Consider the following 25,207-nt stretch of genomic DNA (forward strand, 5'->3'; position numbering starts at 1 on the left):
GGAATACGAGTTCTACGCTCGCCCGGAAAACCAGGAACCCCAGGGACCAGGGCGTCGCCGGCTGACCGCCACCGTGCCCGTTCGATTCCCACCCGAGTTGCTGGAGCAAGTGCGCGCTGCGGCCGCGGCAGACGACCGCTCCGTCTCGTCTTGGATTCGCCGCGCAGTCGCGCACGAACTCCGCCACCCCGCGTAGACGTCGAACCAGTAGAAGTCAAACCCGTGACCAACGGGCCGCCACCAGTGCCGCGCGGCGACCGAGAGCTGTATGCCACGATGGCCCGGGAAACTGGCGCCGACGTCGCCGTGGCTGCAAATGTTCAACGCGGGTGGACTTCGAGTCAGCCACTATGCCGCGCCCTAGACGGCTGAGATCTTAAGCGAAGCCGCCATATTCGACGCCGCCATACTTGACACGAAATCCTGGACACATTGTGAGGTCGGGTCGGATGAGCTGAATTCCTCTGTTGCCGCGGTGTCCTGCGCGAGGCGGAGCAGCTGCGGTCCCTCGTCGATGAGCAATCGGCTCAATCCCAGCGCGGCACAGGTTCTCAGCGCTGGCGCTAGGACGCGCTGCGCTTCCCCGGTGTCGCCAGCTATCGAGAGGCAGAGCGCCAATTGGAGCGTGGCGCCAAGGTGTGCACGCGGGCGCTTGCCCTGGTCGACATGACCAAGTTGGGCGCGGGCCCGCTCGCAAGCTGCACCGAGCGCTGAGTGGCTGCCGTCGCGCAGGAGCAGTCGGATTTGTGCGTCTTCCCTGAGTTCGGCTGTTTCGTAGCCGATTCCGTCGAGTGCTTGTGCACTTTGACCCATGACTCGCGCAGCGAGCCCCTCGTCGATCTCTTCGGTCGACATCGCGGCTAATCGGACCCGTTCATAAATGAGGCGGGCTTCGAGTCGCGGTAGTTGTGCTGCTGTCGCGATTTCCAGGCCTTCGGCAATACGGCGGTCTGCGGCGGTCTTGTCGCCGCGCGCCATTTTCAGCCGCGCCCCCGTCCCGAATGTCGCGAACATGATGTCGACGATTCCGCCCTCGGCGCCGAGCTCGTAGGCGTCGTCGAGCAATACCTCGGCTTCGTCGAGTTGACCGCGTTCGTAGAGAAGCTGCCCCAGCAAGGAGCCGGCGATCTTGGCGATATAGGTGGGGCGCCCGGACGGCAGCAGCGCGATTCGGATGCCATGTCGCAGGTGCGCTTCGGCGCCGGCAACGTCGAGCTGCTCGTTCGCGGCGATCGCGGCAAGACAGTATCCGTAGGTAACGCTGAGCGCCCCCGAGGTTCGCTGCTGGAATGGGCGTGCCCACGTCTGCCAGCGCAGCGCGTCACCGAAGTCCCACACCCGAAGCGCGCAAAATGAGGCGAGATCGGCTGCACGGCAAAGAATCCAGGGGCGAAGCGTATCGGCCCGGTCCACACATGCCTGAACCGCGGCATCGGCGGAGGGGTGGACGCGATCCTGGAAAGCGGCGAGTATTGCGACAATGAGGTCTAATTCGGCGCGCAGGTCGCCGGCTTGATCGCTCGGAACCGAGTCGATGGCGTTCTCAGCCAATCGAAGCGCTTCTAGGACCCCCGCCGAGCGGCTCAGTGCAACGTTCGCCCATGCAAGGTCTGCCTGCAGCCTGGGGCGCACGTCGGCGTATTGCGCCGGCAACTTGGCCGCAAGCCCGATCAACGTATGCATCTGGTTCTGTTCGTGCAGATCCCCGGCCGCCTGCTCGACAGCGTCGACCGCTTGCCGTGCGTCGCCGGCGAGGAGCAACTGATCGACGGCCTGGCTGAGCATCTGGTGTTCGATGAACCACTGCGCGGCTCGGCGGCGTAGCCCCGGTAGGCGGTCAGCCGCGTCACGCTCGAGACGGTGCAACAGGAAGTCGGCGAACAGGTCATGATATTGAAACCACGACCCTTTAGCATCGATCCTGCGCAGGAATAGATTGCGCTTTTCGATCTCTTCGAGAAGGCCCTGGCTGTCCTGGTTATTGGTAAGCGCGGTCGCCAACCCGCTGCAGATCTGTTTGGTGATGCAGGTCGACAACAGGAAATCGAGGAGATCCGGCTCAAGACTGTCCAAGACGTTGGACGCCAAATAGTCGTCTATTGCTTCGTGTGCTTCATGTCGCCCGGACAGATTGTCGATGAGCTTGGCCGGGTCGGCTTGGTCGCGCAGCGACAAGGACGCCAGTTGCAGGGCGGCGGCCCGTCCGCCGGTGGACTCCTCGAGTTCGGCGACGTTGGCCGGCGTGAGCTTGTGGCCGCGTCGCTTGACCAGCAGCGCCCGGGACTCGTCTACATCGAACTTGAGAAGTGACTCGTCGATTTCTGTGAGCTCCCCCTGGGCCGCCAACCCGTCGAGCGGAAGGCCATCACGCGTACGACTGGTGACAACCAAATGTAGGTGATGGCAGCCATTCTCAATCAGGTACGCCAATGCGTTCATCGTCTCGCTATTGTCCACCCGATGCCAATCATCGATCACCAGCGCGAGGGTTTGTTTATCGGAATGTAGGCCATGGAGCAAGGCGTAAAGGACATGTTGCTGCACATTTTCCAAATGCCCTTCGAATTCTTGCTGCAGCCTGTCAGCAAGTTCTGGGAGGGTACCCCGGACCGCCTTAATCAGGTGCGTGAGAAACCAGACCGCGTTGTTGTCGTCGCTATCTATAGCCAACCATGCGGTCTTCACTTTCTGCTTGGTGAGAGTTTTGACCCACTGCTTGGCGACGGTGCTTTTGCCGTAACCGCCGGGCGCGTGGATCAGGACCAGCTTTGGTCTTGGCCCCGACCCGAGCCGGTCCAGGATTCCTTGCCTCGGCAGGTCTGCGCGCCTCCAGTCGGTGTAAGCGTGGTACCCGTGGATGACGGCCGGAATCAACACCGGGCTCAGAAGCGCCATGCAAAACCCGATGATGGTGAGGTAGGAGCCGAGAACCGCGGCCATGGTTGGAATCTCTTTCTCCGCACGGCGGATCGGGTGAGCCTGGTGTCTGCGAGGAAATCGTCGACTAGCTCGTCGCAAAACGCGGCATGGCCGAAACATACCGCGGTCATCACTTCGATCGCTGCTCCCCGAAGGGGGTGCTTTTGTCTCCTTTACGGATCATTGCCCAGACCGACACAGCGGGACACAAGCTTGTTTCCGGCAGGTGAGTTACCCGAACCCTCCGTTCGGGCGATGGTGCTTCGCGGTGCCCCCCTGTTGACTTGATCCCGACTTGAAATCGGAGGCGTCAACGTGGCAACGGACATCAAGCACTATCAAATGTTCATCAACGGAAAGCATGTCGACTCGGACGAGCTGGACGAGATCCGCGACCCGGCGACCGAGGAAGTGTATGCCACCATCGCTCGTGGCACGGCTGAGCACGCCGACGCCGCCGTGGCTGCGGCGCGCGCGGCATTCGAGTCAGGCTCATGGTCGCGGTTGGCACCAGCCGAGCGATCGCGGGTGCTGACCCAGATCGCCGAGCGCCTAGGCAACGAGATCGAGGACCTCGTCGAGCTGGAGATCCACGCCAACGGCGCCACAGTGCGGCAGGCGATGGGTTTCCATGTCGGCTATGCGGCGCCGCACTTCTTGTACTTCGCCGAACTTGCCGCCTCTTACCAGTGGGAGCGGCAGGTGCCGACGCCCGCCTTTCCGACGCTGTCGACAAACGTGATCCGCCATGAGCCGCTCGGCGTCTGCGCCGCGATCGTACCCTGGAATTTTCCCCTGTTGCTCGGCATTTGGAAGATCGGCCCAGCGCTGGCGGCCGGCAACTCGGTGGTCATCAAGCCCGATGAGAAGACTCCGTTGACGCTGCTGCGTCTGTGCGAGATCGCCCACGAATGCGGCGTGCCCGACGGTGTCATCAATCTTGTCACCGGTCCCGGCGCAGAAGTTGGGGCCAGGCTGGCCGAACATCCTGACGTCGACAAGGTGGCGTTCACCGGGTCGACACCAGTCGGCCGCGAAATCATGCGCCTGGCATCGGGAACCGTGAAAAAGGTCTCCCTCGAGCTCGGCGGCAAGGGCGCGCAGCTGCTGCTCGACGACGCCGACCTCGACGTCGCCATCGACGGGGCATTGTTTGGCTGCATGCTGTACTCCGGCCAGATCTGCGAATCGGGCACCCGCTTGCTGGTGTCCGACAAGATGTATGACCTCGTCGTGGACCGCCTCGTCGACCGCGCCTCGGCGCTCAAACTCGGGGACACGACCGACTTCAATACCGATGTAGGACCAGTCATTTCCGCCAGACAGCGCGACCGGGTGTTGACATTCCTGGACAGCGCAAGGCAAAGCGGCGCCAAGGTCGTTCTCGGTGGTGGCGCGCCGTTGGGAGAGCGGTTCACGAAGGGCTACTGGATCGAGCCGACAATTCTCGCCGAAGTCAGCAATGACATGGAAGTCGCGCGAGAAGAGATCTTTGGGCCGGTCCTGTGCGTCCTGCGCTACACCGATGAAGCCGACGCGATCCGGCAGGCCAACGATTCTCAGTACGGCTTGAGCGCCGGGGTGTGGAGTACCGACTATGAACGAGCGCTCGACGTCGCATCGCAGCTACGCGCCGGCACAGTGTGGATCAACAACTGGCACCAGATCGATCCGGCACTGCCGTTTGGCGGTTATAAGCAAAGCGGTTTGGGCCGCGAGCTCGGGCCGCACTCGCTCGACGAGTACACCGAGACCAAGCATGTGCATATCGATCTCACGCAGAAAGTCGAGCGCCACATCTTCGGCGCGCTGCTGTCAGAACCACGCGCGTAGCAGACGCTGCCGGGCAGACGCTGCCGGTTCTCGTCGTAATTCGGCGCGGCAGGCTTAGTTGTCGCGCAACCATTTCGTGGTTGGGCTGGCATGTTTAGAGACATGTCGCGGTTGCAGGTGTTGTCTGATGAGATGTGGTCCCAGATCGAGCCTTCGATGCCGGCGGCTTCGGCCAAGGGCGGCAGGCCGTTTCGTGATCATCGCACGGTAGTCGAAGCGATCATCTGGCGTTATCGCACGGGTTGTCCGTGGCGGGATTTGCCGGCCGAGTTCGGGGCGTGGAAGACCGCGTGGCGCCGTCATGACCAGTACGGCAAGGATGGTACCTGGGATGCGATCTTGGCGGTGGTGCTCACCGCGGCCGCCGATGCCGATCGCATCGATTGGGCGGTCAGTGTCGATTCGACGGTCAACCGGGCGCATCAGCACGCCACGAACCTCCCGCGCGACACAGGGGGCACCCTCGAATTACAAGAATTTGGCCGCCGAGCCCGCTGACCACGGCATTGGCCGCTCACGCGGCGGACTCAGCACGAAGATCCACCACCTTGTCGACGTAGCCGGAATGCCGCTGGTGGTGCTGAGCGCACCGGGTCAGGCTGGTGATGCACCCATGTTCCCGATCCTGATGGGCCATCTAAAGGTCAACACCAGCGGGTCCGGGACGCCCCCGTACGCGCCCGACCAAGGTTCACGGCGACAAGGCGTATTCGTCGCGGGCCATCCGCGAACTGCTGCGCAGCAGGGGCGTCACCGCGGTGCTCCCCAGCCTGACGATCAGATCGCTCACCGTCGGCGCCGCGGCAGCGCAGGAGGCCGACCGCCGGCGTTCGACGCTCAGGATTACAAGGGCCGCACCGTCGTTGAGCGCAGCTTCCAACGAACCAAACAATGGCGAGGCATCGCCACCCGCTACGACAAACACAACCTGAACTACCGAGGCGGCGCAGTCCTCAACGCCATCGTGCTCTGGCTCAAACGGTTATGGGACACGCCCTAGTTGTCGCGCCCGTATGTTCGTCGCGGCTGCCGTGCCAGCTTATCGCTGGCGTGGCTGAGCATCGTCCAACGCTTACTCATGGCGGTCTTTGGGCCGCGGATTCATACGGTCAGTGCGTTGGCCACGCTGGTGCGTTATCGCGCCGATATCAACAGATTTGGGCCTCCGCGCCGATCAGAACGTGTCGGTGCCCCCTCGTAGAATCCGGGGTATGTCAGCGAGCACGCGCGAGGAGATCGTGGCGGTCCTCGATGCGTCTGACGACGCCCAGGACCAGTTGTGCGGGTTGACGTTCGATGCGCTGACCACTCCGGAGCTGCTACGGGTGATGGAGCGCCTGGAACGCCGGGAACGCCGCTCACGATCGGTGCGCCACGCGCTAATCAACCAACTGTGCGCCCAGGCCAGCGAAGACGAACTCGGCGGCAAACTCCCCGCGGCATTGGCCGATCGGCTGCGGATCACCAAAGCCGAAGCCAACCGCTGGATCGCCGAGGCCGAGGACCTCGGTGAGCGCCGCGCGCTGACCGGGGAACCGTTGGCGCCCAAGCTCACCGCGACCGCCGCCGCCCAACGCGATGGCCTGATCGGCGACGCGCACATCCGGGTGATCCGTGACTTTGTTGCCCATCTGCCCGGCGCGGTGGATGCGGGCACCCGGGAGGCCGCCGAGTCTGATCTGGCTGGGAAGGCGCGCGACTTTCGGCCTGACCAGGTGGCCAAGTACGCCCATGAGTTGATGGCGCTGCTGCACCCCGATGGCGACTACTCCGAGGAGGAACGCGCCCGCAAACGCGGCCTGGTCCTGGGTCGGCAGGAGTACGACGGTATGTCCCGCATCAGCGGCCTGATCACCCCTGAGCTACGGGCGTTGATCGAAGCCGCCTGGGCCAAACTGGCCGCCCCCGGCGCGTGCAATCCCGAGGACGACGCCCCGGCGTTGGAGCCCGACCCGGACCGCCGCGACACCCGCAGCCAGTCGCAGCGCCAGCATGACGCGCTGATCGCCGGCCTGCGCGCGCTGTTTGCCTCCGGGGACTTGGGCACCCACAACGGGCTGCCGGTGTCGATCATCGTCACCACCACGCTGCAGGATCTGGAAGCCGCCTCCGGGCGGGCCCGCACCGGCGGGGGGACCCGGGTGCCCATGGCTCAGTTGATCCGTTGGGCCGCGACGTCGCATCACTATTTGGCGGTGTTCGATCAGGCCAAGCCCTTGGCGCTGTTTCACACGAAACGCTTCGCTAACCTGGCGCAGCGAATGATGTTGCTGGCCAAACACGGTGGTTGCACCAAGCCGGGTTGCGACGCGCCCGCCTACCACTCCCAGGCGCATCACATCAGCGGCTGGCGCAACACCCACTACACCGACATTGGCGACCTCACCCTGGCCTGCGGCGTCGATAACCGCCTCGCCGAAAAAGGCTGGACGACCCGCACCAACGCCCACGGCGACACCGAATGGATCCCACCCGCCCACCTTGATCACGGCCAACCGCGGGTCAACAGCTTTCATTATGCCGAGAAACTCTTCGCACCCGACGACGACGAACCCGATTGACTTCAGGGGTCGGTCAGCCTTCAGCAGGACCTCCCGCGGCGAATCCGCATGCGCGCACACCGACTCCGAGCCGACCCGGTGGGCATTGGTGTGTGCGATCCGCGCACGCGTCCACCCTATGCTCTGCTCGACCGGCGGAGGCGCGCTGTACTCGTCGGGACCGGCTGGCCCCCGACGAACTTACGGGCGCGATCACTTAGCGACGCGCGCCAGCAAGCGTCACCGGCGTGGCACGCGCGCAATCACGTTGAGCCGCATGGCTGTCCGATCAAGTCTTGGTGGAATCCTTGGCGACAACTCGGTCGCGCTCGGATCGTACCGGCTGCCGGCCGGGTAGCTGCCCGTCGGACAGCAGCTTGCGCAGCTCCTTCTTGTTGAACTTGCCGACGCTGGTTTTGGGAATCTCGACGATGTAGGCGTACTCGTCAGGGAGCTGCCACTTGGCGAACTGCACCTTGAGGTGCTCGTTGAGCGCTTCGGGCGTTGCCCGGTCGGCGGCGTTGACCACTACGCACGGCAATGGTCGCTCGGTCCAGCGCTCATCAGGCTTCGCGATCACGGCAGCCTCGAGCACCGCCGGGTGCGACATCAGCGCGTTCTCCATCTCTATCGACGAAATCCATTCGCCGCCAGACTTGATGACGTCCTTGGCGCGGTCGGTGATTTGGATATATCCCAAGGGGTCGATCGTCGCGACGTCTCCGGTGCACAACCAGCCGTCATGGAATTTCTCGAGCCCCGCCTGCTCGTCGAGGTAGTAGCCAGACGCGATCCACGGGCCCGCGAGCTCGAGCTCGCCGGCCTGCTCGCCGTCCCATGGCAGCTCGTTTCCGGATGGGTCGACGATCCGGGCCTCGACAAGTGGGCTGATGCGCCCCGTCTTTGATCGATAGCGCCATAGGTCTTCGCCAGTAGCACCGGCCGGCGCTTCGGCAATCGCTACCAGCGGACTGGTTTCGGTCATGCCGAAGCCCTGGATGAGCGGCGTGCTGAACGCCTTTTCAAATTGTTCCATCAGCGATCTCGGCACAGCCGCTCCGCCGCACATGACGCGCCGCAATGTCGACAGTGCCTCCGGGTTGTCCTGCGCCTTGCGCAGCACGTCGCTCCAGATTGTCGGCACGGCGGCGGCGAACGTCACACGCTCGGATTCGATCAGCTTCGTCAATGGGTCGGCCTGAAGAAAACGGTTCGGCATGATCAGCGGGGCGCCAATCATCCCGCAGGTATACGGCAGGCCCCAAGCGTTGGCGTGGAACATCGGAACGACCGGCAGGACACGATCGTTCGAACGCACGTCGAGGGTGTCCGTCAGGCACTCGGCCATGGCGTGCAGCACCGTGGAGCGGTGCCCGTAGAGCACGCCCTTCGGGTTGCCGGTGGTCCCACTCGTGTAGCAAAGGCTGGCCGCGGCACGGCCGTCGAGCTCGGGGTAGTCGTAGCCGTCAGGCTGGTCGGCGATCAGCTCCTCATACCGGTAGACGTTCGGAAGGCTCCCGCTACTCCCGTCGCCGATGACAATGAACCGCTCGACGCCACCGATCCCGGGAAGGACCTTCTCGAGCTGCGGAACAAGCGAATCGTCGACGATGATCACACGGTCCTTCGCGTGGTTGACGACGTAGGCGAGCTGCTCGTCGGAGAGTCGGATGTTCAGCGTGTGCAAGACGGCACCCATGCAGGGCACCGCGAGATAAGCCTCCAAGTGCTGCTGGGTATTCCACGCAAATGTTGCCACCCGGTCGCCGGCCCGCACACCGAAACCATGCAGAGCGTTGGCTAGCCTGTCGGCTCTGCGAACCACGTCGCCGTAAGTGGTTCGAGTGGTGGTCCCGTCGGCGTCGAGCAGCGTGACGACTTCGATGTGGGAATTCATGGTGCGCATGCGCCGCATGACGTGCTGGAGGGTGATCTCGAACTCGTTTTGGACTAGCGATTCCAACATTTCTTCTCCTCCAGACACAGCGAAGATGCGCATCCACGCCAATCAACGCTATGAACCACCTTGCTCGTGGGCGATCTCCCATCCGTAGGAACTGCCTCCCCCGGCCGGGTCTTCAGCCCCAAAGTGGCCACTCCGGGCGGGTAACGTCCGCGCCACGCGACGTGTTCGTGTCAACAGGGAACGACCGAGAACCCGGTCGCATCGGTCGAATGCCAAACGCCGCTAACGGAGGAGACCAATGAATACACGAAGCCCAAGTCAGGAGCAGGACTTGGAGACGCGGTTTGTTGACGTCGCTGGCCGCCGAATACGGGTCGCGGTACGAGAAGGCGACGGGCGCCGTCCACCGCTACTGCTGTGTAACGGACTTGGGGTGAGACTGGAGGGGCTCCAGCCGTTCGTCGACGCGCTGCGGCCGCAGACGGGTGTGATCCGCTTCGACGTCCCAGGGATCGGGGAGTCGCCGACCCCGGTGCTGCCGTATCGGATGTGGGGAATCGCCCGGCTGACAAGCCATTTGCTCGACGTCCTCGAGGTTGCCCAGGTGGACGTGCTCGGCGTCTCCTGGGGAGGAGCGCTGGCACAGCAGTTCGCGTTCCAACGTCGTCGCCACTGCCGCAGGCTGATCCTGGTCAGTACCGCTCTGGGTGTGTTGGGCGGTATACCCGGCCGCCCGCGGGTGATCCCGGAAATGCTTTCCCGCCGGCGTTTCGACGACCCCGAACACGCGCGGCGGGTCGCGCCGAATATCTATGGCGGCAAGGCTCGTTCGGAAACGCAATCAATTCCCATCTTTACGCACATGCGCAATGACCGGCGGGGTCTGTTCTACCAGCAGCTCGCCGCGCTGGGTTGGACCAGCCTTCCCTTTGCCCCTTTGATTCGCCAGCCGACGCTGATCCTGACCGGGGACGACGACCCGGTCATTCCGCCGGTGAACGGCAGGATGCTGCGCCAGGCGCTGCTGAACTCTGAGCTCAGAATCTTCCACGACGGTCACCTGGGACTGGTGACGAGTGCCGACGAGCTCGCCCCGATCGTCGAGGAATTCCTTGATCGGCGGTAGCGCGCGAATAGTCGCGTTCGGGGGTATGGCGGTGCATCTTCGACCGCAGGGAGAAAAATAATGAATTCCGCTCGCGGCCAAGAAGAGCCGGACTTCTCGACGAGCTACGTCGACGTCGACGGCCGTCGGCTCCGCGTCGCCGTCCGCGACGGCGACGGTAGCCGCCCGCCGTTGCTGCTGTGCAACGGTCTCGGGGTGAGCCTGGAGGGACTCCAACCCTTCGTCGATGCCCTGCGGCCCCAGACCGGCGTGATCCGCTTCGACGTCCCAGGGGTAGGCAAGTCCGAAACACCTTCGCGGCCGTACCGCATGCGCGTGCCGGCGAGGTTGACGAGCCACCTGCTCGATGCGCTGCAGGTGCCGATCGTCGACGTGCTCGGCGTCTCGTGGGGAGGAGCGCTGGCACAGCAGTTCGCGTTTCGATACGGTCACCGCTGCCGCAGGCTGATCGTGGTCAGTAGCACTCTGGGCCCCCCCATACCAGGCCGGCTGGGCGTCGTACGCGAGATGCTTACCCGGCGCCGCTTTGACGATCCCACCCACGCCCGTCAGGTTGCGCCCACAATTTATGGCGGCAAGGCCAGGACGGGATCCCCGACACCTGCCATCTTCGATCACATGGACAACGATCGGCGCGGTCTGTTCTACCAGCAGCTCGCCGCGCTGGGTTGGACAAGCGTTCCGTTCGCCCGGTTGATCCGGCAGCCGACGCTGATCCTGACCGGGGACGATGACCCGATCATTCCGCCGGTGAACGGAAGACTTATGCGCGCACTACTTCCGAACGCAGAGCTGCACGTCTTCCACGATGGTCATCTCGGGCTTGTGACGAGTGCCGACGAGCTGGCTCCCATCGTCGAGGACTTCCTCGATCGAGCCTGACCCGCGAATACTCCCATTCGGGGTATAGCGGTCCATCCTCCGACGGCTTGTTGCGCGACGCCGCACGTCGCACGCTTCGATGACAGGCGTTTAACAGTGATCGTGTCAAAGGAGTTCGGGTGAGCCAAGTTCCGCAGATGCAGGAGCGCACGGTCGAACTGATCGTCGCCGAACGCGAAGAACTCGCCGACGACGTAGTTGGCCTGGTGCTCGAAGAGCCGTCCGGTGGCGACCTGCCGGACTGGAACCCCGGCGCGCACATCGATTTGATCTTGACCGACTCGCTGGTGCGACAGTACTCGTTGTGTTCGAGCCCGCTAGACCGACGGCGATGGAAGGTGGGCGTCCTGCTCGATCCCAACGGCCGCGGCGGATCCAAGCACGTTCATCACGAACTGCACCGGGGTTGCAGGATCCAAGTCCGCGGTCCCCGTAACCATTTCCCTTTCCATAGGGCGAATCGATACCAGTTCATCGCCGGAGGCATCGGCATCACACCGATGCTGCCGATGATCGAGGCGGCGCAAGCGGACGGAGCTGACTGGCACCTGCTCTATGGCGGGCGACAGCGATCATCGATGGCCTTCGTGGATGAACTCTCGAAATACGGTGAGCGCGTCACGATCTGGCCCCTGAACGAGCAGGGTATGCCCGACCTTGCCAGCGTCCTCGCCAGCCCGCGTGACGACACCCTGGTGTACTGCTGCGGGCCCGAAGGCTTACTCAGCGCCGTCGAACAGTTCTGCCAGTCCTGGCCGAAAAACGCGCTGCACATCGAACGATTCGCGGCCAAGCCAGATGCGCACACGCCGTCCGAAGAAGCCCTCGACAACTTCCAGGTCGTATGCCAGCGCTCCGGCATCACCGTCGACGTCGGGCCTGGCGAATCAATCCTCGCGGCGATCAAGGCGAAAGGGGTCAGCATGCTGGCGTCGTGTATGGAGGGCATCTGCGGTACGTGCGAAGTGGCCGTGCTGGAAGGCAGCCCCGATCACCGCGATTCGGTGCTCGACGATGACGAAAAGGCCGAGAACGATTGCATGATGATCTGCGTGTCGCGCTCGCTATCGGAAAAGCTGGTGCTCGACATATGACCGCGAACTACCCCCGGGACTGCTGGTACGTGGCGGCCGTCAGTGACGAGATCGGCACAGCGCCTCTTGGCCGCCGGCTGCTGGATCGTCGTGTTGTGCTCTACCGGCAAGAGTCAGGCGAGATCGTTGCGCTCGCCGACCAGTGCGGTCACCGCGGTTATCCGCTTTCCAAGGGACATGTCAAGGGCGACAACATCGAATGTGGCTACCACGGGTTCCAGTACGACCCGACCGGCGCTTGCGTGGAGGTTCCGTCGCAGCCCCGCCCGCCGTACGGAGCTTGCGTTGCGCGTTATCCCGTCCGTGAAGTTGCTCCGTTCGTGTGGATTTGGCTGGGCGCGCCCGGGCGCTCAGCAGGCCGGCCGGTGCCCGCGCTGCCCTGGTTGACCAGGCAGGATTGGGCTTCGTCGGGCACATCACTTCGCGTGAACGCCAACTACATGCTCGTGCACGAGCACTATCTCGACCTGACGCACATCCCGTGGGTGCACCCACAGGAGACGCCGCCGACCATCGGCTCGGTGGCGCCCCTCGACGAAATCGAGGTGTCCGAGACGTCGGTGACGTTCTCCCGCAAGATGCCTGTGGCGCCGTTGGCCGACTGGGAAGCGGCGGCGACGGGCTTACCGCGTGATCGCGAATACCACCGCCGGCATTACGGCACGTTCATCTCGCCCGCCGTGCTGGCGGAAGGGTGGGATCTCTTTGGCGCCGACGGCCAGACATTCGGGCAGGTCCGAATCCAAGCCGTGACGCCTGAAACGCCTTGGAGCACCCATCTTTTCTGGCAGTTCGCCCGCAACTACCGGCTCGACGACGAGCAGGTCGGACAGGGGTTACACGCCGTCTTCGAGCGGGTCATGCGGGTCGACGTCGGCGTCGTCGAGACGATCCAGGACACCGTGGGTTATGCAGGCGCCGCGAATGGATTCCGTGTGTCGGCCGACGCGGGAGTCCTGAAAGTGCGCCGCATCGTCGAGTCGATGCTCGCACAGGAACGCCAGTACCGCTCCCCCACCGCCGGGATGCCGGTGCAGGCATGACAGCGATCAGCAGCTACCTGTCGCCGGAACTGCTCAGTGGCACATCGGCTTTCATCACCGGTGGTGGCAGCGGCATCAACCTCGGTATCGCCCGGTGCTTCGCACAGGTGGGCGCCGACATCGCGATCTGTGGCCGCACCCGGGAGCGTCTGGAGGCGGCCGCCGAAGAACTCGGTCAACTCGGGGCACGAGTGTCGATATCGGTGGCCGACGTCCGCGACTTGGAGGCGATGTCAGCCGCATTTATTAAAGCGCGCAATGACATTGGGCCTATCTCCACGGTGGTTTGCGGGGCCGCCGGCAATTTTTTGGCTCCCGCGGAGAAGATGTCGAGCAATGGATTCCGAACCGTCATCGACATCGACCTGCTCGGCTCGTTTCACGCGGCGCATGCGGCATTCGATCAACTCAAGGAAACACGCGGCAGCCTGCTGTTCATCTCGGCGGGTCAGTCGGACGCGCCGTATCTGTATCAGGCACACGTCGGCGCCGCCAAGGCGGCGATCGACAGCCTCATGCGACACCTCGCCCTGGAGTGGGGCCCGCACGGCATCCGTAGCAACGCCATCGTCCCCGGTCCGATCGAGGGTACGGAAGGAATGAAACGGCTGGCCGCGCAGGTTGGCCGCCAGGCCTGGACCGACGGCATCGCGTTGGGCCGGTTTGGCACGGCCGAAGAGGTCGGAGCCATGGCGGTGGTGTTGGCATCGCCGTTGGCGTCGTTCGTGACGGGCGCGCGCATCGTGGTGGACGGTGGACTGGCGTTGTCCGGGTCGGGCATCTTTAACCACGCGCTCGCGGTGGCGTCGGCAGACCGCGCGCCGGCAGGTGATCGATGATGTCGCGATGTGCCTATCCCCAGGCACCCCCAACGAGAGATGTGCTTCCGCCGTGTGCCGGATCGTCAGGCGAATCGGCCGGTGGCAACCTGCTTTCATGACCAGAATTGCCGAACACCCCCTGATGATCACGGACCCCGAATTGGACCTAGCCGCCAGGTCGTTCTGGGAACAGGACTTCGAGCAGCGGGATAAGGCCTTCGCGCGATTGCGCACGGAGCGGCCCGTTTCCTATAGCCGGCCGTACGAGTCGACATTGCTGCCACCGGATGAGAACACGCCCGGATTCTGGTCGGTCACCAAAGCCGCGGATTGTCGCCACGTTTCCCGCAGCAAGGAGCTGTTCTGCTCTGGCCTAGGCGTGTTGATGGAGGACATGCCGATAGCTGCCATCAGGGCCACGGCGTCGTTTCTGGTGATGGATGGCGAGGACCATCGCAGGCTGCGCGGCCTGATCCAGCAGGCCTTCACCGTGCGCAACATCCGGAAATTGGCTGACTGGGTGGCCCAAACCGCACGGGAGCGCTTGGACGAGATCATTGACCGCGGCGAGGGCGACTTCGCCGATCTGTACGCGAAGTACGTCCCCGGCCGGATCTTCGCTCACTTTTTCGGCGTCGAACGCGACAGCGAAGAGCAACACATCATCATGGAGGCGGCCGAGCGGATGCTGGCGTGGGACGACCCGCGGATGGCGCTGGGTCGTGATGCCCTGACCACGCACGTAGAGGAAGCCATGCGCATTCAGGCTGTCGCGCTCGCGCAGGCTAAGAAGTGCCGCAAGGATCCGAAGGACGATCTCATGAGCTGGGTCGCCAACGCGGAGTTCGAGGGCAAGAAGCTCGACGACCAAGAAATAATGTCGTTTTTCTCGCTGCTGGGTTCGGCCGCCAACGACACCACCCGCCACACCATCGCCCACGCGGTGCGGCTGTTCGCGCAGCACCCGGACCAGCGCGATCTGCTGGTTGAGGACCTTCCCGGCCGGGTGGGCACTGCTGTGGAGGAGGTCGTCCGCTACAGCAGCCCGGTCATGCATTTCCGGCGCACCGCCACACAGGACACGACGATCGGCGACGCCGAGATCAAAAAGGGCGAGCACGTCGTGATGTGGTACTGCTCGGCGAACCGCGATGCTGAGGAGTTCGAGAATCCGGGCAAGTTCGACATCCTTCGCAACCCGAACGATCACCTTGGCTTCGGCGCCGGTGGCCCGCATTTCTGCCTTGGCAACACCCTTGCGCGTCAGATGCTCAGCGCGGTCCTCACCGAGCTTTATACGCGCATTCCCGATATCACTCTGGCTGGCGAGCCCGAGTTCCAGATCAACAATTTTATCCACGGCGTGCACTCGCTGCCGGCGCGCTGGACGCCTCCAACCCGTTCCTGACCATCACCAACAGCAACCGCGCGGCTTTCCGGCTGTCGGGGGGCGAAAAAATGCTACTGTCGCCCTTGTCTATGCGATCTAGGGGCGTAATTGGCTCAGGACCTCGTACACGTCGCAGCTCAGGAGGCCGCCGCGGTCGCGGCATCGATTGACGTGGCCGAGCTAGCCGAGCGCATCGGCCTGCGCGCGGTGGCGGTGGTCGCAGAACTGCATCAGCCCGAAGACAAGGACCTCGAGCAGTTGACGGTCGAGGCCGCGTTGCCCAACGTGCAGGCGGTACTGCGCGGATTCGCTACCTGCGAGTCGCCGGCCTCGGCACAGGCCCCGGAGGTGACCCTCAACTGGGTATCCACCTTGGCGCAGCGAGGCATCAGCGTCGCGGCGATTCCGCGCTGCTATGTGATCGGGTTGGGGATGTGCGACGCGGCAATACGTGAGGCGGTGCAGCGGCTGGATGCTCCCGAAAAGGTGAAGTGGCAGTTGGCCAATTCCGCCTCACGCTACCTGTACGGATTCTGCGAAAAGGTCTCCGGCGACCTCGTCGATTACTACCAGCGGGAACGCGAGCTTTGGGTGCAAAGCGCCGATTCGGTTCGCGCGGAACTGGTCCACGCGATCGTGGCGGGACGTCCAGTTGATCTGCATGCGACGAGCGCGGCGCTCGGATACAACCTGGAACGACGACACGTCGCGCTGATGATTTGGGTTGATCCCCGCTCGCAACACAAACCGTCGCTGCAGGCATTGAAAGGTGCCGCCGCCGCGGTCGCACACAAACTCAAGGGCGTAGAGCTACTGGTCGTTCCGGCGGGCCCGTCAATGGTCTGGGCTTGGACAGGCGGACCAAACGTGACCGATTCTCCGACCGGCGCATTGTCGGTCGACGCGCCGCTTCTCGCCTCGGTCGGGGGAATCGGCGACGGGCTGGACGGGTTCATCCAGTCCCATCGCCAGGCGCGTGACGGCCGCCGCGCGAGCGGTGTGTTTTCCCACCCGTCGGGCACGGTTGCCCGCTACCACGACATGGTGCTGCGCGCGCTACTGACCCAGGATCTGTCGGCCGCGGGGCAGTTCGTCAAAGCAGAGCTTGGCGAGCTCAGTTTGGACACTGAGCGCAGCCGCAGGCTTCGTGCGACGCTTATCGCCTTCTTCGAGGAGGGTATGAGCTGGGCCAAGACTGCCGAACGGCTAGGTGTGCATCAAAACACCGTGATGTACCGCGTTGAACAGGCGAAAGACCTGCTCGGCCGTTCGCTAGTCGACCGCCGACTCGAGCTTGAGGTGGCGTTGCGCCTCGCTGATGCCAGTGCCAACCTCAGTCCCGGCGGGCTGGCCAGCGCGGGCCAATCCGACACGCAAACTTCATAGCGCCGCCCTGTGGCCGGCTTCCAGTGCCCGGCGTGAGATTTGGAAGCGGCTTCCATGTTGGTGTGATGCACTCCCCAGTAGCTTTGGCCACATGAGTACCGCCACCTTAGATCCGCCCGGCACCACCGATTTCTGGCCCCGATCCGGTGAGAACGTGCTGCGTTTTCCGGAAATCCGTTCCATCCGCGTTGCCGACGCTGGGGAGTGGTCCCTCGTGGGCGATCCCCTGCGCGACACGGAACTAAGGGAGCGAGTCGTGTTGGCGTTGCGCGAGGTCGCCGCACTGCCCGAATTCGAGAACCTGGAAACGCTCCACGACGACCGCAACTTCGGCAACATTCAAGCCGCCCTCAAGTCGGCCTACTGTCATCTCGCCGAAGTCGCCGGCGAGAGCTCGACAACCAACGGACCGGGCCGCTTGCAAGTCGTCGCGTTACTCACCAAAATTGGCCATCTCCAATTGGAGGTCGCCCAAGCCCAAGGCAGGCAAAGGCACGACCGTTACGCTGCAACCCGCTCCGCGCTGTCCCGATTGCATGGTGTCGACTCGATCGAGCAGATGCTCGAGCGAGCGCCGGCCGAGCTGTGTCGCTGCGGCTTCGATCGCGCCATCGTCTCGCGCGTCGAGGAGTCGATGTGGTGGGTGGAAAGCGTTCACGTCAAGGGCGACCCGGAATGGGCCAGCGAAATCGCCCGGGTGGGGCGCGCCCATCCGGTGCACATCGATCACATGCTCATTGAAAGCGAAATCATGCGTCGCCGTGCTCCGGTACTCGTCCGAGACGCGCAACATGATCGCCGCACCAATGCCGCGATCGGGCAAGCGTCGCTGTCGCGGTCCTATGTCGCCGCGCCGATCATGCCCGACGGCCGGATCATCGGCTTGCTGCACGCCGACTGCTACGTCAGCCGCCGACACGTCGACGAGGAGGACTTAGCGGTGCTGTGGATGTTCGCCGAGGCGTTCGGCTACGCATTCCAGCGCACGGCGCTCAGCGAGCGATTACGCGGGGCGCGCAACGAGATTCAACGGATGGTGCGTGGCATCGCGACCGCAGCCGACGACCTGTGCACCGCCCGGACCGAACTCGGCCGCCCGCAGCCACAGGCCGATGGCATCACTGCGCCACCCCCCATCGCCGCATCACTGGCCGCCAATTCCGGCATCGAGTCGCTGCTGTCACGCCGCGAAATCGAAGTGGTGGCGCTCATGTCCCAAGGCAAGAGCAACGGTGCGATCGCAACGCACCTGGTGATCTCCGAGGGCACCGTCAAGACTCACGTCAAGCACATTCTGCGAAAGTTGAAGGCGTCGAATCGAGCTGAAGCGGTGTTTCGGTATATGCGGATGACCGCCGTGCATGGATCCGCACCGCCAGTGCAGGGACGTCTATCAACCGTCGCGCGATAACGAGGTATTTTCTCGTCCAACGTTAGCAGGCGTCACGACTGTCGGCGGCACCAGCGGCCGCCAACGCCAGTTCATCGAGATGCGCGAGAACAGCCGATGCTCGATCTTGTTCCATTTTGAGGTTCCGGCCCGCAGGTGGCAGGTCATCAGCTAGGGCCTCGGCGACTCCTGAGCACCGATCTGTTCGCGAGGCACGGCCATGCCGACCGTGATGCATCATGATGCGGCTGCCGCTATTATCGGATTCGTGCGGACAACAGTGGTGATTGACAGCGATGTCGCCAGTGAGATCGAGCGCCTTCGCCGCGAGGGGATGGGCCTAAGCGAGGCCCTGAATCTGCTGGCGCGCAGAGGGATGACCCGGGGGGCCCCACCCAAGTCGGTTGTGTACAAGCATCGGACCTCGCGTATCGGCCTGAAAGTAGACGTCACGAACGTCGCCGACGTGCTCGATCTGCTCGACGATGATCGTTGACGCGAATTTGCTGCTGTATGCCGTCGACGAGAGCAGCGCCCATAACGTCGCCGCCGCGTCCTGGCTAGAAGAAGTGCTCGACGGCGATAGCCGAGTCGGCTTGCCCTGGCAGACAATCGGTGCGTTCTTGCGAATCGCTACCCATCCAAGAGTCGCTGAGAATCCGTTGTCCGGCCCCGCCGCTTGGAGATACGTCGCGGAGTGGCTCGCTGTCCCAGTGGTGTGGATCCCACCCGCGACCAAGACCACAGCGCGGGTCTACGCGAGACTGTCCGAACAAGTCGAGATCACGGGTAATCTCGTGCCAGATGCCCAACTAGCCGCGCTCGCGGTCGAACACGGGGTCGAATTAGCCTCTGCCGACACAGATTTCATGCGGTTTCCCGGACTTCGCTGGATGAACCCGCTGAGCGCGTAGCTGCCCGCCGGATAAGCGGGTCTGCGGAACAACACTTTCCCTAGGCTGCCCGGCAAGTATTTGGGCTCAGATAGCACCGGTGACCGACTGACCTTTGCGAACAACCTCAACGACCAAAGCGGTGACATCATCGCCGCCACCGACAGCCGCAACGATCTTGTCGGCAAGTTCGCCGCCCAACTACCCGTCCTGGACCGCGCCATCAAGACGCTGCCGGACGCCGTCGCCGTACTCAACGACCGTGGAAGCCTTCCGCACCCGACCGCTGGACGCCGGAGCGTACCCGTTCGTGGCCGCCGACGCGCTGGTGCTCAAAGTCCGCGCGGGCGGTCGGGTGGTCAACGTGCACGCACTGATCGCCGCCGGGGTCAACGCCGAGGGCTACCGCGAGATCCTGGGCCTCGACGTCACCACCGCCGAGGACGCTGCCGGGTGGCTGACGTTCTGGCGGTCGCTGACCGCCAGAGGTCTGGGTGGTGGCCGTGGGTACGTACCCTGCTCCACTCGGCGTTCGATCGGCCTGACAAGGAATCCGTTGCAGCGCAATATGATCGGATTATCGACGCCCTGTCCGACAAGCTTCCCAAGGTCGCCGACCACCTGGAATCCGCCCGCCCGGATCTGCTCGCCTTCACCAGCTTTCCCAAGCAGATTTGGCGCCAAATCTGGTCGAACAACCCCAGGAACGGCTCAACAAGGAGATTCGGCGGCGCACTGATGTCGTCGGCATCTTCCCCGACCGCGACGCGCTGATCCGTCTCGTCGGCGCCGTGCTGGCCGAGTAACACGACGAATGGGCCGAGTCCCGGCGCTACCTGGGCCTCGACGTCCTGAGCAAATCACACGCCGTCAACGACACCCCGACCGAACAGGAGGCCACCCCGGCGGCACTGACCTCCTGAACCATCAACTCGAAGAATCACACGACGACGTCGTACACCACGTCACTGGACTTGACCAAGCGGGGCAGCCGCCTAACGGCTCTGCAGACACGTGTGCTGGCCCATACCATCGACCACTGGTGCGCCGCCAATTGTTCACAGATGCACCGACCGGCCGGCACAGCAAGCAGGACAAGCTCGACACCATCGATGGCTGGAAGAGTGTGCGGCATTTAGTCACTGACGGCGCCCCACATATTTACTCGTCCAACGTTGGCAGGCGTCACCGACAGCAGCCGATTTGGGGTGGCAGGTAACCCGTTTGAGAGATCGACCCCCGCCAGGCCAGGCGGTGTAATGGGAATTCGCCCTCAAGCAGCAACGAGGTAGTCATGGCTTTCGTGATAGCAGCACCATGTGTGGCTGATTATTCATGCCTGGAGAGTTGTCCGGTCGGGTGTATCCACCCCGCTCCCGACGATCCGGCGTTCGATCGGGCCGAACAGCTCTATATAGACCCCGCTTCATGTATCGATTGCGCGGCCTGTGTTGAGGCGTGCCCGGTCGACGCCGTGTTCAACGCCGCGCAACTCCCCGACCGGTGGCGCCACTACGTGGATATCAATCGGGACTACTTCGGAGCTGATGCACGTGGCTAGGACAGAGAGGCTTCGGGTCGCCGTGGTGGGGGCGGGACCGGCGGGCGTATATGCCGCCAGGCATCTACTCGGCGTCGACGGCGGCACCTATGTCGCCGGGCGCACTGCGCCGTTGACCGACCGCGCGGTCGAGGTCGACCTGTTCGAACGGCTGCCGACTCCGCATGGACTGGTTCGAGCCGGTGTGGCTCCGGACCACCCGGAGAAGAAGTTGATGGGCCAGCTGTTCGATGCCATTGCTAGGCGTCCGGAATTCAGGTTTTTCGGCAATGTCGAGATTGGCCGGGACGTCACCGTCGAGGAGTTATCCGACTGGTACGACGCGGTGGTCTACGCGGTCGGTGCCGCAAGCGACTCCGCTCTCGGCATCCCTGGCGAGGATTTGCCGGGTAGCGTGGCGGCGCGTCAGTTCGTCGGCTGGTACAACGGCCATCCCGATCACGCCGACCTTGACGTCGACCTCGGTAGCAAGCGGGCAGTGATTATCGGCAACGGCAATGTCGCTCTCGACGTAGCGCGGGTGCTGTGCCTGCGCCCAGAAGAGTTGCGGCACACCGACATAGCTCCGCATGCCCTAGCGGCGCTGGAAGACAGTCGAATTCGAGAAGTCGTCGTCATGGGCCGTCGGAGTCACCTTCACGCCGCATTCGCCAACGCCGAGCTGGAGGAACTCGGCCGACTCGACGACGTCGAGGTCGCCGTGGATGCAGGCGAGTTGGCGCTCGCCGAGGACACGCCCGGCCATGGACCCGTCCGACGCAAGCACGACCTCCTGGTCCAGTACGCGGCCAACCGTCGTCCGAACGCCCGCCGACGGATAGCACTGCGCTTCCTGTGCACGCCGACAGAGGTCCTGGGCGCCGACAAGGTCGAGGGCTTGCTTTGGACGCGGACGAAGGCCCAGCCCGCCGCCACGGACGTCATCCCGACGGGCCTGCTGATCAGGTCCATCGGCTATCGGGGAAATCCTCTGCCAGGGTTGCCGTTCGACGACACTCACGGCGTCATCGAGCACTTCGATGGCCGCGTAGTAGGGCGCCCCGGGAGCTACGTCACGGGATGGATCAAACGCGGACCCACAGGCGTGATCGGGACCAATAAGAAGTGCGCCCGCGACACCGTGCGTGCACTCCTGGACGACGCCGATGCCGGTCGGCTGTCCACCGACCGCTCACTCGATCGTCCTGCGGTTGCTGCGCGGCTACGGCAGCGTAGACGAGACGTCGTGGATTCGACCGGGTGGAACGCGATCGATCTCACCGAACGCCGGGCCGGCCGCGCCGAGGGGCGCCCGCGTCACAAGCTCACCCGGGTGCCAGAGCTGGTCGCGGCCTCGCAGGACAGCCGCTCCGGCGGTCCTCGCCGCTACGACGTCATCGTGGTCGGATCGGGACTGGGTGGTTTGTCCAGCGCGGCGTGTCTTGCGGCGTCGGGCAAGTCCGTTCTAGTGCTCGAGCAGCATGAGATTCTCGGCGGATGCTCGCAGGTGTTTCGACGTAAGGGCAAGTGGGAGTTCGATTGTGGCGTTCACTACGTCGGCGGGTGCGTGCCCGGTTCGGATGGCCTCATTCCGACGGTTCTTCGGGGCTTGGGAGTCGAGGACCGCATCGAGTGGTCTCGGTTGGATGACGACGGGATGGACACCGTCGTGCTGCCGGAGCACACCTTTCGGGTGCCGACCAACTGGGACGGATTCGCCCAGAACCTCGCCGAAACCTTTCCGGCGGACGCCACCGGGCTCCGCAGCTGCGTCGCGGAACTGCGCGTCATCGGTGAGGGCGCCGACCGCATCAACGACGTCCCGCACTCGGTACGGGTCGTACTACCTCTGGCCCGACGCCCGCGCGAGTTGGCCGTCATCGTGCGGGCACTGGAGCAGCCGATCGGCCGCCTGTTCGACCGCCACCGGCTCGGCCCGCATGCCCGCGCCGCTCTGCTGTCCTTGATCCATCTGCACAACACGCCGCCGTCACGGACGCCGGCGTTGCTGGTGGCGGTGCTCTTGCGGCACTACTTCAAGGCCGGCGCGTACTTCCCCACCCAGGGCGGTCAGGTGCTCGCCGCCAACCTCGTCGAGGTGATCCTCGGACATGGCGGAACGGTGCGCACGAAGGCACGAGTGCGCTCGATCGACGTCGAAGGGGGCCGGGTTGCCGGTGTCACCTTGACCGACGGCGAAACCATCCGCGCCGACGTCGTGGTCAGCAACGCCGATGCCCATCGCACCTTCCAGGACCTCATCGCGCCTCAGCATCTGCGCCGCCGCACACTTGACCGAATCCGGAACTTGCGCCGCCCCCATTCGATTTTCTCCACCTACATCGCCGCCGATATCGACATCTCCGCAACGCGGCCGGCGACGAACTACGTCCTCCATGGCCGCTACGACTTCCAGACGACCTACGACATGCTCGACGCGGGACAGTGGGATCCTCGGGGCTGGTTGGCGATCAGCTCGCCGACGCTGAAAACCGGTGGTCGTCGACACTTCGGAGCGGCCGGTCACAGCAGTATCGAAGCCTTCATGGCCGTCCCCGCGGAATACGAGTTCTGGGGCGGTGGTGATCCCATGAGGGGCACGGACTACAAGTGGTCGCCCACCTACATCGAGCGCAAGGCGGAAATCGAGGAGACCGTCATGGAGCGGGTTCTGGACATACTGCCGGAACTGAATGGTCATGTGGTGTGGCAGGAATCGGCCACGCCGCTGACCCATGAACGCTTCACGCTGTCGCGCATGCCGTACGGACCCGAGCTCGCCAAGGACCAGATCGGACCCGGGCGCCGTCTGTCGGCGCGCACCGAGATCGAGGGTCTGTTTCTGGCCGGTGCATCGACGGTGTACCTCTACGGCATCGCGTTCACCCTGCGCGGCGGTGTCGGTACCGCGTCGCACATTCTCGGACGCGACCTGCTCAAAGCCTTCTGGGCCGGCGAGGTCATCAGCGATCCTGCCGCGCTGCCGGCACACGGTCCTGACTGGGATCCGTTCGATGTCTGCCGTAGTCATGCGCTCAAGGGGAGCCGACTAGAGGACCAGCTGTCAGCGTCGACGCTCACCGGGGCGTAGCGGGGTGCTTCTGGCACTGCGACTCGTAGCTGTAACTCATTCGGGCGCAGCGGGTCTCGAGGCGGGAAACAGCCGGAGCGACGTTACGGGATGTGGCCCTGCTGGTCGTCAACCTTGGGGGTGCCGCGTTTGTTGGCGGATCGCGGTTTGCGCCGCGGGCCGGGATTGACGAGCTCGAATGCGTGCAGAGGTCGGCGTTCGGTGAACCCAAGAGCCGATCGGCGGCACGCAGATCTCGGCAGAGGACAGCGCAACCGCACGGCGGCCATAGGGACCCCGCTAAGCGGTCGCGCCCGTAAGTTCGTCGGGGCTGGCGTGCCAACTTATCGCTGATGTGGTTGAGGCGGGCACTTGCGGTTTGGCGCTTCTGGCGCCAAAATAGCGCCATGCCCAGTGTGCAGATCAAGGACGTTCCGGAGGACACTCACCGAGTTCTGCGGGAGCGAGCCGCACGCGCACATCAATCCCTACAGGAATACCTCCGAAGTCGGCTCATCGCCGACGCGAAGCAACCCACGCTGGATGAGGTGTTCGACCGCATCACCACACGTCGCGGCGGCCGCGTGTCTTTCAGAGCCGCCGTCGATGACGTTCGGGCTGATCGTGATCGTCGTTGATGCGAGCGTACTGGCCGTAGCGCTGGGCGACGACGGGTCAGACGGCCGGCTCGCGCGGGAACGTTTGGCGCGCGAGACGTTGGTTGCTCCGGAACTCATCGACCTCGAGGTGGTCTCGGTGTGGCGCCGCGAGGTCGCGGCAAAACGGATGCCGGCTCGAAGGGCCGCGAGCGCGGTGGCGGACCTGACGGATCTGCCGCTGCGTCGGTCCTCACATCAGCCATTGCTCCACCGGGTATGGGAACTGCGGCATGTCCTGACGGCCTACGATGCCGCCTACGTTGCGCTGGCCGAGGCTCTCGACGTCGTACTGGTCACCGCAGATGCACGCCTTTCCGGGGCTTCGGGCACCCGTTGCGAGATCGATGTTTTGGGCAAAGTCGGCGACTACTGACAGCCGTCGCGGGGTCTGCTTGAGACCAGGCCCGCCACCACAATGGACGATGGCGGGACGGCGTTGATCTGGTTGCCGCGCTCACCGGAGTCCTGGTGCGCCAGTCACATTGGTAAAATCGGTCTTTCGCCGAACCGGTAGGCAATTTGCCGGGCTCACTCGGAAATTCATGGTGACCAGTAGTTGGTGGGCGGGCTGCCCACAGGTGTTGGGCGGCGTCGGTGTGGGGTTGGTGGCGGCGTCGACGGGCGTGTGGGGGGTGCCCGTGAGATTCGTGCGTTCGAGCGCGACGATGGCGGTTCGCCCGGCGGCGGATGGCTGATCCGACTGTCATTCCGCCGT

General features: G+C 64.2%; 21 protein-coding genes and 3 pseudogenes. 21 read left to right on the forward strand and 3 right to left on the reverse strand.

The features are described 5' to 3' along the window. The coding region (locus F0Q45_RS12395) for a YlcI/YnfO family protein (RefSeq protein ID WP_149654240.1) at nt 1–196 on the forward strand (196 nt) is incomplete at its 5' end. A 164-nt stretch (nt 197–360) separates the two neighbouring features. On the opposite strand, the gene F0Q45_RS12400 is transcribed toward F0Q45_RS12395, so the two are convergent. Further along, nucleotides 361–2,940, reverse strand: coding sequence for an AAA family ATPase (locus tag F0Q45_RS12400; RefSeq protein WP_188112906.1), 2,580 nt, complete (start codon nt 2,938–2,940; stop codon nt 361–363). A gap of 321 nt (nt 2,941–3,261) precedes the next feature. On the opposite strand from F0Q45_RS12400, the gene F0Q45_RS12405 reads away from it, so the two are divergent. The 4 genes from F0Q45_RS12405 (at nt 3,262) to F0Q45_RS12415 (ending at nt 7,313) form a co-directional block, all read left to right on the forward strand. Then, complete coding sequence (locus F0Q45_RS12405; protein WP_149654253.1) at nt 3,262–4,752, forward strand: aldehyde dehydrogenase family protein; 1,491 nt, start codon at nt 3,262–3,264, stop codon at nt 4,750–4,752. A 102-nt stretch (nt 4,753–4,854) separates the two neighbouring features. Further along, a complete protein-coding gene (locus F0Q45_RS30200; RefSeq protein ID WP_373420076.1) occupies nt 4,855–5,250 on the forward strand; it encodes an IS5 family transposase in 396 nt (131 codons plus the stop codon). Then, the gene (locus tag F0Q45_RS30205; protein WP_373424969.1) at nt 5,231–5,752 is read left to right on the forward strand and encodes a transposase; all 522 of its coding nucleotides are present in this window, start codon (nt 5,231–5,233) and stop codon (nt 5,750–5,752) included. The genes F0Q45_RS30200 and F0Q45_RS30205 overlap by 20 nt, the downstream gene beginning before the upstream one ends. 211 nt (nt 5,753–5,963) lie before the next feature. Continuing rightward, on the forward strand, nt 5,964–7,313 hold the full coding sequence (locus F0Q45_RS12415) for an HNH endonuclease signature motif containing protein (protein ID WP_099184734.1): 1,350 nt from the start codon (nt 5,964–5,966) through the stop codon (nt 7,311–7,313). A 268-nt stretch (nt 7,314–7,581) separates the two neighbouring features. On the opposite strand, the gene F0Q45_RS12420 is transcribed toward F0Q45_RS12415, so the two are convergent. Next, nucleotides 7,582–9,258 carry a long-chain fatty acid--CoA ligase gene (locus F0Q45_RS12420; RefSeq protein WP_149654242.1) on the reverse strand — a complete coding sequence of 559 codons (1,677 nt, stop codon included), beginning with the start codon at nt 9,256–9,258 and terminating at the stop codon, nt 7,582–7,584. A 238-nt stretch (nt 9,259–9,496) separates the two neighbouring features. On the opposite strand from F0Q45_RS12420, the gene phaZ reads away from it, so the two are divergent. The 8 genes from phaZ (at nt 9,497) to F0Q45_RS12460 (ending at nt 18,351) form a co-directional block, all read left to right on the forward strand. Beyond that, a complete protein-coding gene (gene phaZ / locus F0Q45_RS12425) occupies nt 9,497–10,324 on the forward strand; it encodes a poly(3-hydroxyalkanoate) depolymerase (protein WP_149654243.1) in 828 nt (275 codons plus the stop codon). 60 nt (nt 10,325–10,384) lie between these two features. Then, entirely contained in the window at nt 10,385–11,206 is an 822-nt protein-coding gene (locus F0Q45_RS12430) for an alpha/beta fold hydrolase (RefSeq protein ID WP_149654244.1), read from the forward strand. 119 nt (nt 11,207–11,325) lie between these two features. Beyond that, entirely contained in the window at nt 11,326–12,300 is a 975-nt protein-coding gene (locus F0Q45_RS12435) for a PDR/VanB family oxidoreductase (protein WP_262490973.1), read from the forward strand. Then, nucleotides 12,297–13,343, forward strand: coding sequence for an aromatic ring-hydroxylating dioxygenase subunit alpha (locus F0Q45_RS12440; protein ID WP_149654245.1), 1,047 nt, complete (start codon nt 12,297–12,299; stop codon nt 13,341–13,343). Before F0Q45_RS12435 ends, F0Q45_RS12440 begins: the two co-directional genes overlap by 4 nt. After that, nucleotides 13,340–14,182, forward strand: coding sequence for an SDR family oxidoreductase (locus F0Q45_RS12445; RefSeq protein WP_149654246.1), 843 nt, complete (start codon nt 13,340–13,342; stop codon nt 14,180–14,182). Before F0Q45_RS12440 ends, F0Q45_RS12445 begins: the two co-directional genes overlap by 4 nt. A 97-nt stretch (nt 14,183–14,279) precedes the next feature. Further along, nucleotides 14,280–15,572 (forward strand): cytochrome P450, encoded by a 1,293-nt coding sequence (locus F0Q45_RS12450; protein ID WP_149654247.1) that lies wholly within the window; start codon nt 14,280–14,282, stop codon nt 15,570–15,572. A gap of 90 nt (nt 15,573–15,662) precedes the next feature. After that, nucleotides 15,663–16,940, forward strand: a complete 1,278-nt coding sequence (locus F0Q45_RS12455) for a PucR family transcriptional regulator (RefSeq protein WP_149654248.1) — start codon at nt 15,663–15,665, stop codon at nt 16,938–16,940. A gap of 91 nt (nt 16,941–17,031) precedes the next feature. Further along, a complete protein-coding gene (locus F0Q45_RS12460; protein WP_188112907.1) occupies nt 17,032–18,351 on the forward strand; it encodes a LuxR C-terminal-related transcriptional regulator in 1,320 nt (439 codons plus the stop codon). A gap of 33 nt (nt 18,352–18,384) precedes the next feature. Here F0Q45_RS12460 and F0Q45_RS29265 read toward each other — a convergent pair. Then, a pseudogene (locus tag F0Q45_RS29265) lies at nt 18,385–18,492 on the reverse strand (ISAzo13-like element transposase-related protein); the annotation flags it as partial. A gap of 58 nt (nt 18,493–18,550) precedes the next feature. Here F0Q45_RS29265 and F0Q45_RS12470 point away from each other — a divergent pair. From F0Q45_RS12470 to F0Q45_RS12500, 8 genes and pseudogenes are all read left to right on the forward strand, one after another. Further along, nucleotides 18,551–18,826 carry a CopG family transcriptional regulator gene (locus tag F0Q45_RS12470; RefSeq protein ID WP_262490974.1) on the forward strand — a complete coding sequence of 92 codons (276 nt, stop codon included), beginning with the start codon at nt 18,551–18,553 and terminating at the stop codon, nt 18,824–18,826. Further along, nucleotides 18,816–19,244, forward strand: a complete 429-nt coding sequence (locus tag F0Q45_RS12475) for a TA system VapC family ribonuclease toxin (protein WP_149654250.1) — start codon at nt 18,816–18,818, stop codon at nt 19,242–19,244. Before F0Q45_RS12470 ends, F0Q45_RS12475 begins: the two co-directional genes overlap by 11 nt. 90 nt (nt 19,245–19,334) lie before the next feature. Next, nucleotides 19,335–19,484: pseudogene (locus F0Q45_RS27675) on the forward strand (mammalian cell entry protein); the annotation flags it as partial. Nucleotides 19,485–19,533: 49 nt separating this feature from the next. After that, a pseudogene (locus F0Q45_RS12480) lies at nt 19,534–20,029 on the forward strand (transposase). Between the two features lie 488 nt (nt 20,030–20,517). Further along, the gene (locus F0Q45_RS12485; RefSeq protein ID WP_122510691.1) at nt 20,518–20,784 is read left to right on the forward strand and encodes a 4Fe-4S dicluster domain-containing protein; all 267 of its coding nucleotides are present in this window, start codon (nt 20,518–20,520) and stop codon (nt 20,782–20,784) included. Then, nucleotides 20,777–23,854 (forward strand): FAD-dependent oxidoreductase, encoded by a 3,078-nt coding sequence (locus F0Q45_RS12490; RefSeq protein WP_262490975.1) that lies wholly within the window; start codon nt 20,777–20,779, stop codon nt 23,852–23,854. Before F0Q45_RS12485 ends, F0Q45_RS12490 begins: the two co-directional genes overlap by 8 nt. Before the next feature lie 386 nt (nt 23,855–24,240). Next, nucleotides 24,241–24,471: a FitA-like ribbon-helix-helix domain-containing protein gene (locus tag F0Q45_RS12495; RefSeq protein ID WP_149654252.1), complete on the forward strand. Its 231-nt coding sequence runs from the start codon at nt 24,241–24,243 to the stop codon at nt 24,469–24,471. Next, nucleotides 24,440–24,865: a type II toxin-antitoxin system VapC family toxin gene (locus F0Q45_RS12500; RefSeq protein WP_262490976.1), complete on the forward strand. Its 426-nt coding sequence runs from the start codon at nt 24,440–24,442 to the stop codon at nt 24,863–24,865. Before F0Q45_RS12495 ends, F0Q45_RS12500 begins: the two co-directional genes overlap by 32 nt. Nucleotides 24,866–25,207: the final 342 nt, after the last annotated feature.

Origin of the sequence: Mycobacterium simiae (assembly GCF_008370645.1) — a bacterium.
Taxonomy (GTDB): domain Bacteria; phylum Actinomycetota; class Actinomycetes; order Mycobacteriales; family Mycobacteriaceae; genus Mycobacterium; species Mycobacterium simiae_A.

Coding starts and splice junctions, on each gene's coding strand:
- F0Q45_RS12400 (WP_188112906.1), bottom strand. CDS start 2,940: ATGGCCGCGGTTCTCGGCTCCTACCTCACCATCATCGGGTTTTGCATG.
- F0Q45_RS12405 (WP_149654253.1), top strand. CDS start 3,262: ATGTTCATCAACGGAAAGCATGTCGACTCGGACGAGCTGGACGAGATC.
- F0Q45_RS30200 (WP_373420076.1), top strand. CDS start 4,855: ATGTCGCGGTTGCAGGTGTTGTCTGATGAGATGTGGTCCCAGATCGAG.
- F0Q45_RS12415 (WP_099184734.1), top strand. CDS start 5,964: ATGTCAGCGAGCACGCGCGAGGAGATCGTGGCGGTCCTCGATGCGTCT.
- F0Q45_RS12420 (WP_149654242.1), bottom strand. CDS start 9,258: ATGTTGGAATCGCTAGTCCAAAACGAGTTCGAGATCACCCTCCAGCAC.
- phaZ (WP_149654243.1), top strand. CDS start 9,497: ATGAATACACGAAGCCCAAGTCAGGAGCAGGACTTGGAGACGCGGTTT.
- F0Q45_RS12430 (WP_149654244.1), top strand. CDS start 10,385: ATGAATTCCGCTCGCGGCCAAGAAGAGCCGGACTTCTCGACGAGCTAC.
- F0Q45_RS12440 (WP_149654245.1), top strand. CDS start 12,297: ATGACCGCGAACTACCCCCGGGACTGCTGGTACGTGGCGGCCGTCAGT.
- F0Q45_RS12445 (WP_149654246.1), top strand. CDS start 13,340: ATGACAGCGATCAGCAGCTACCTGTCGCCGGAACTGCTCAGTGGCACA.
- F0Q45_RS12450 (WP_149654247.1), top strand. CDS start 14,280: ATGACCAGAATTGCCGAACACCCCCTGATGATCACGGACCCCGAATTG.
- F0Q45_RS12460 (WP_188112907.1), top strand. CDS start 17,032: ATGAGTACCGCCACCTTAGATCCGCCCGGCACCACCGATTTCTGGCCC.
- F0Q45_RS12470 (WP_262490974.1), top strand. CDS start 18,551: ATGCCGACCGTGATGCATCATGATGCGGCTGCCGCTATTATCGGATTC.
- F0Q45_RS12475 (WP_149654250.1), top strand. CDS start 18,816: ATGATCGTTGACGCGAATTTGCTGCTGTATGCCGTCGACGAGAGCAGC.
- F0Q45_RS12485 (WP_122510691.1), top strand. CDS start 20,518: ATGGCTTTCGTGATAGCAGCACCATGTGTGGCTGATTATTCATGCCTG.
- F0Q45_RS12495 (WP_149654252.1), top strand. CDS start 24,241: ATGCCCAGTGTGCAGATCAAGGACGTTCCGGAGGACACTCACCGAGTT.
- F0Q45_RS12500 (WP_262490976.1), top strand. CDS start 24,440: ATGACGTTCGGGCTGATCGTGATCGTCGTTGATGCGAGCGTACTGGCC.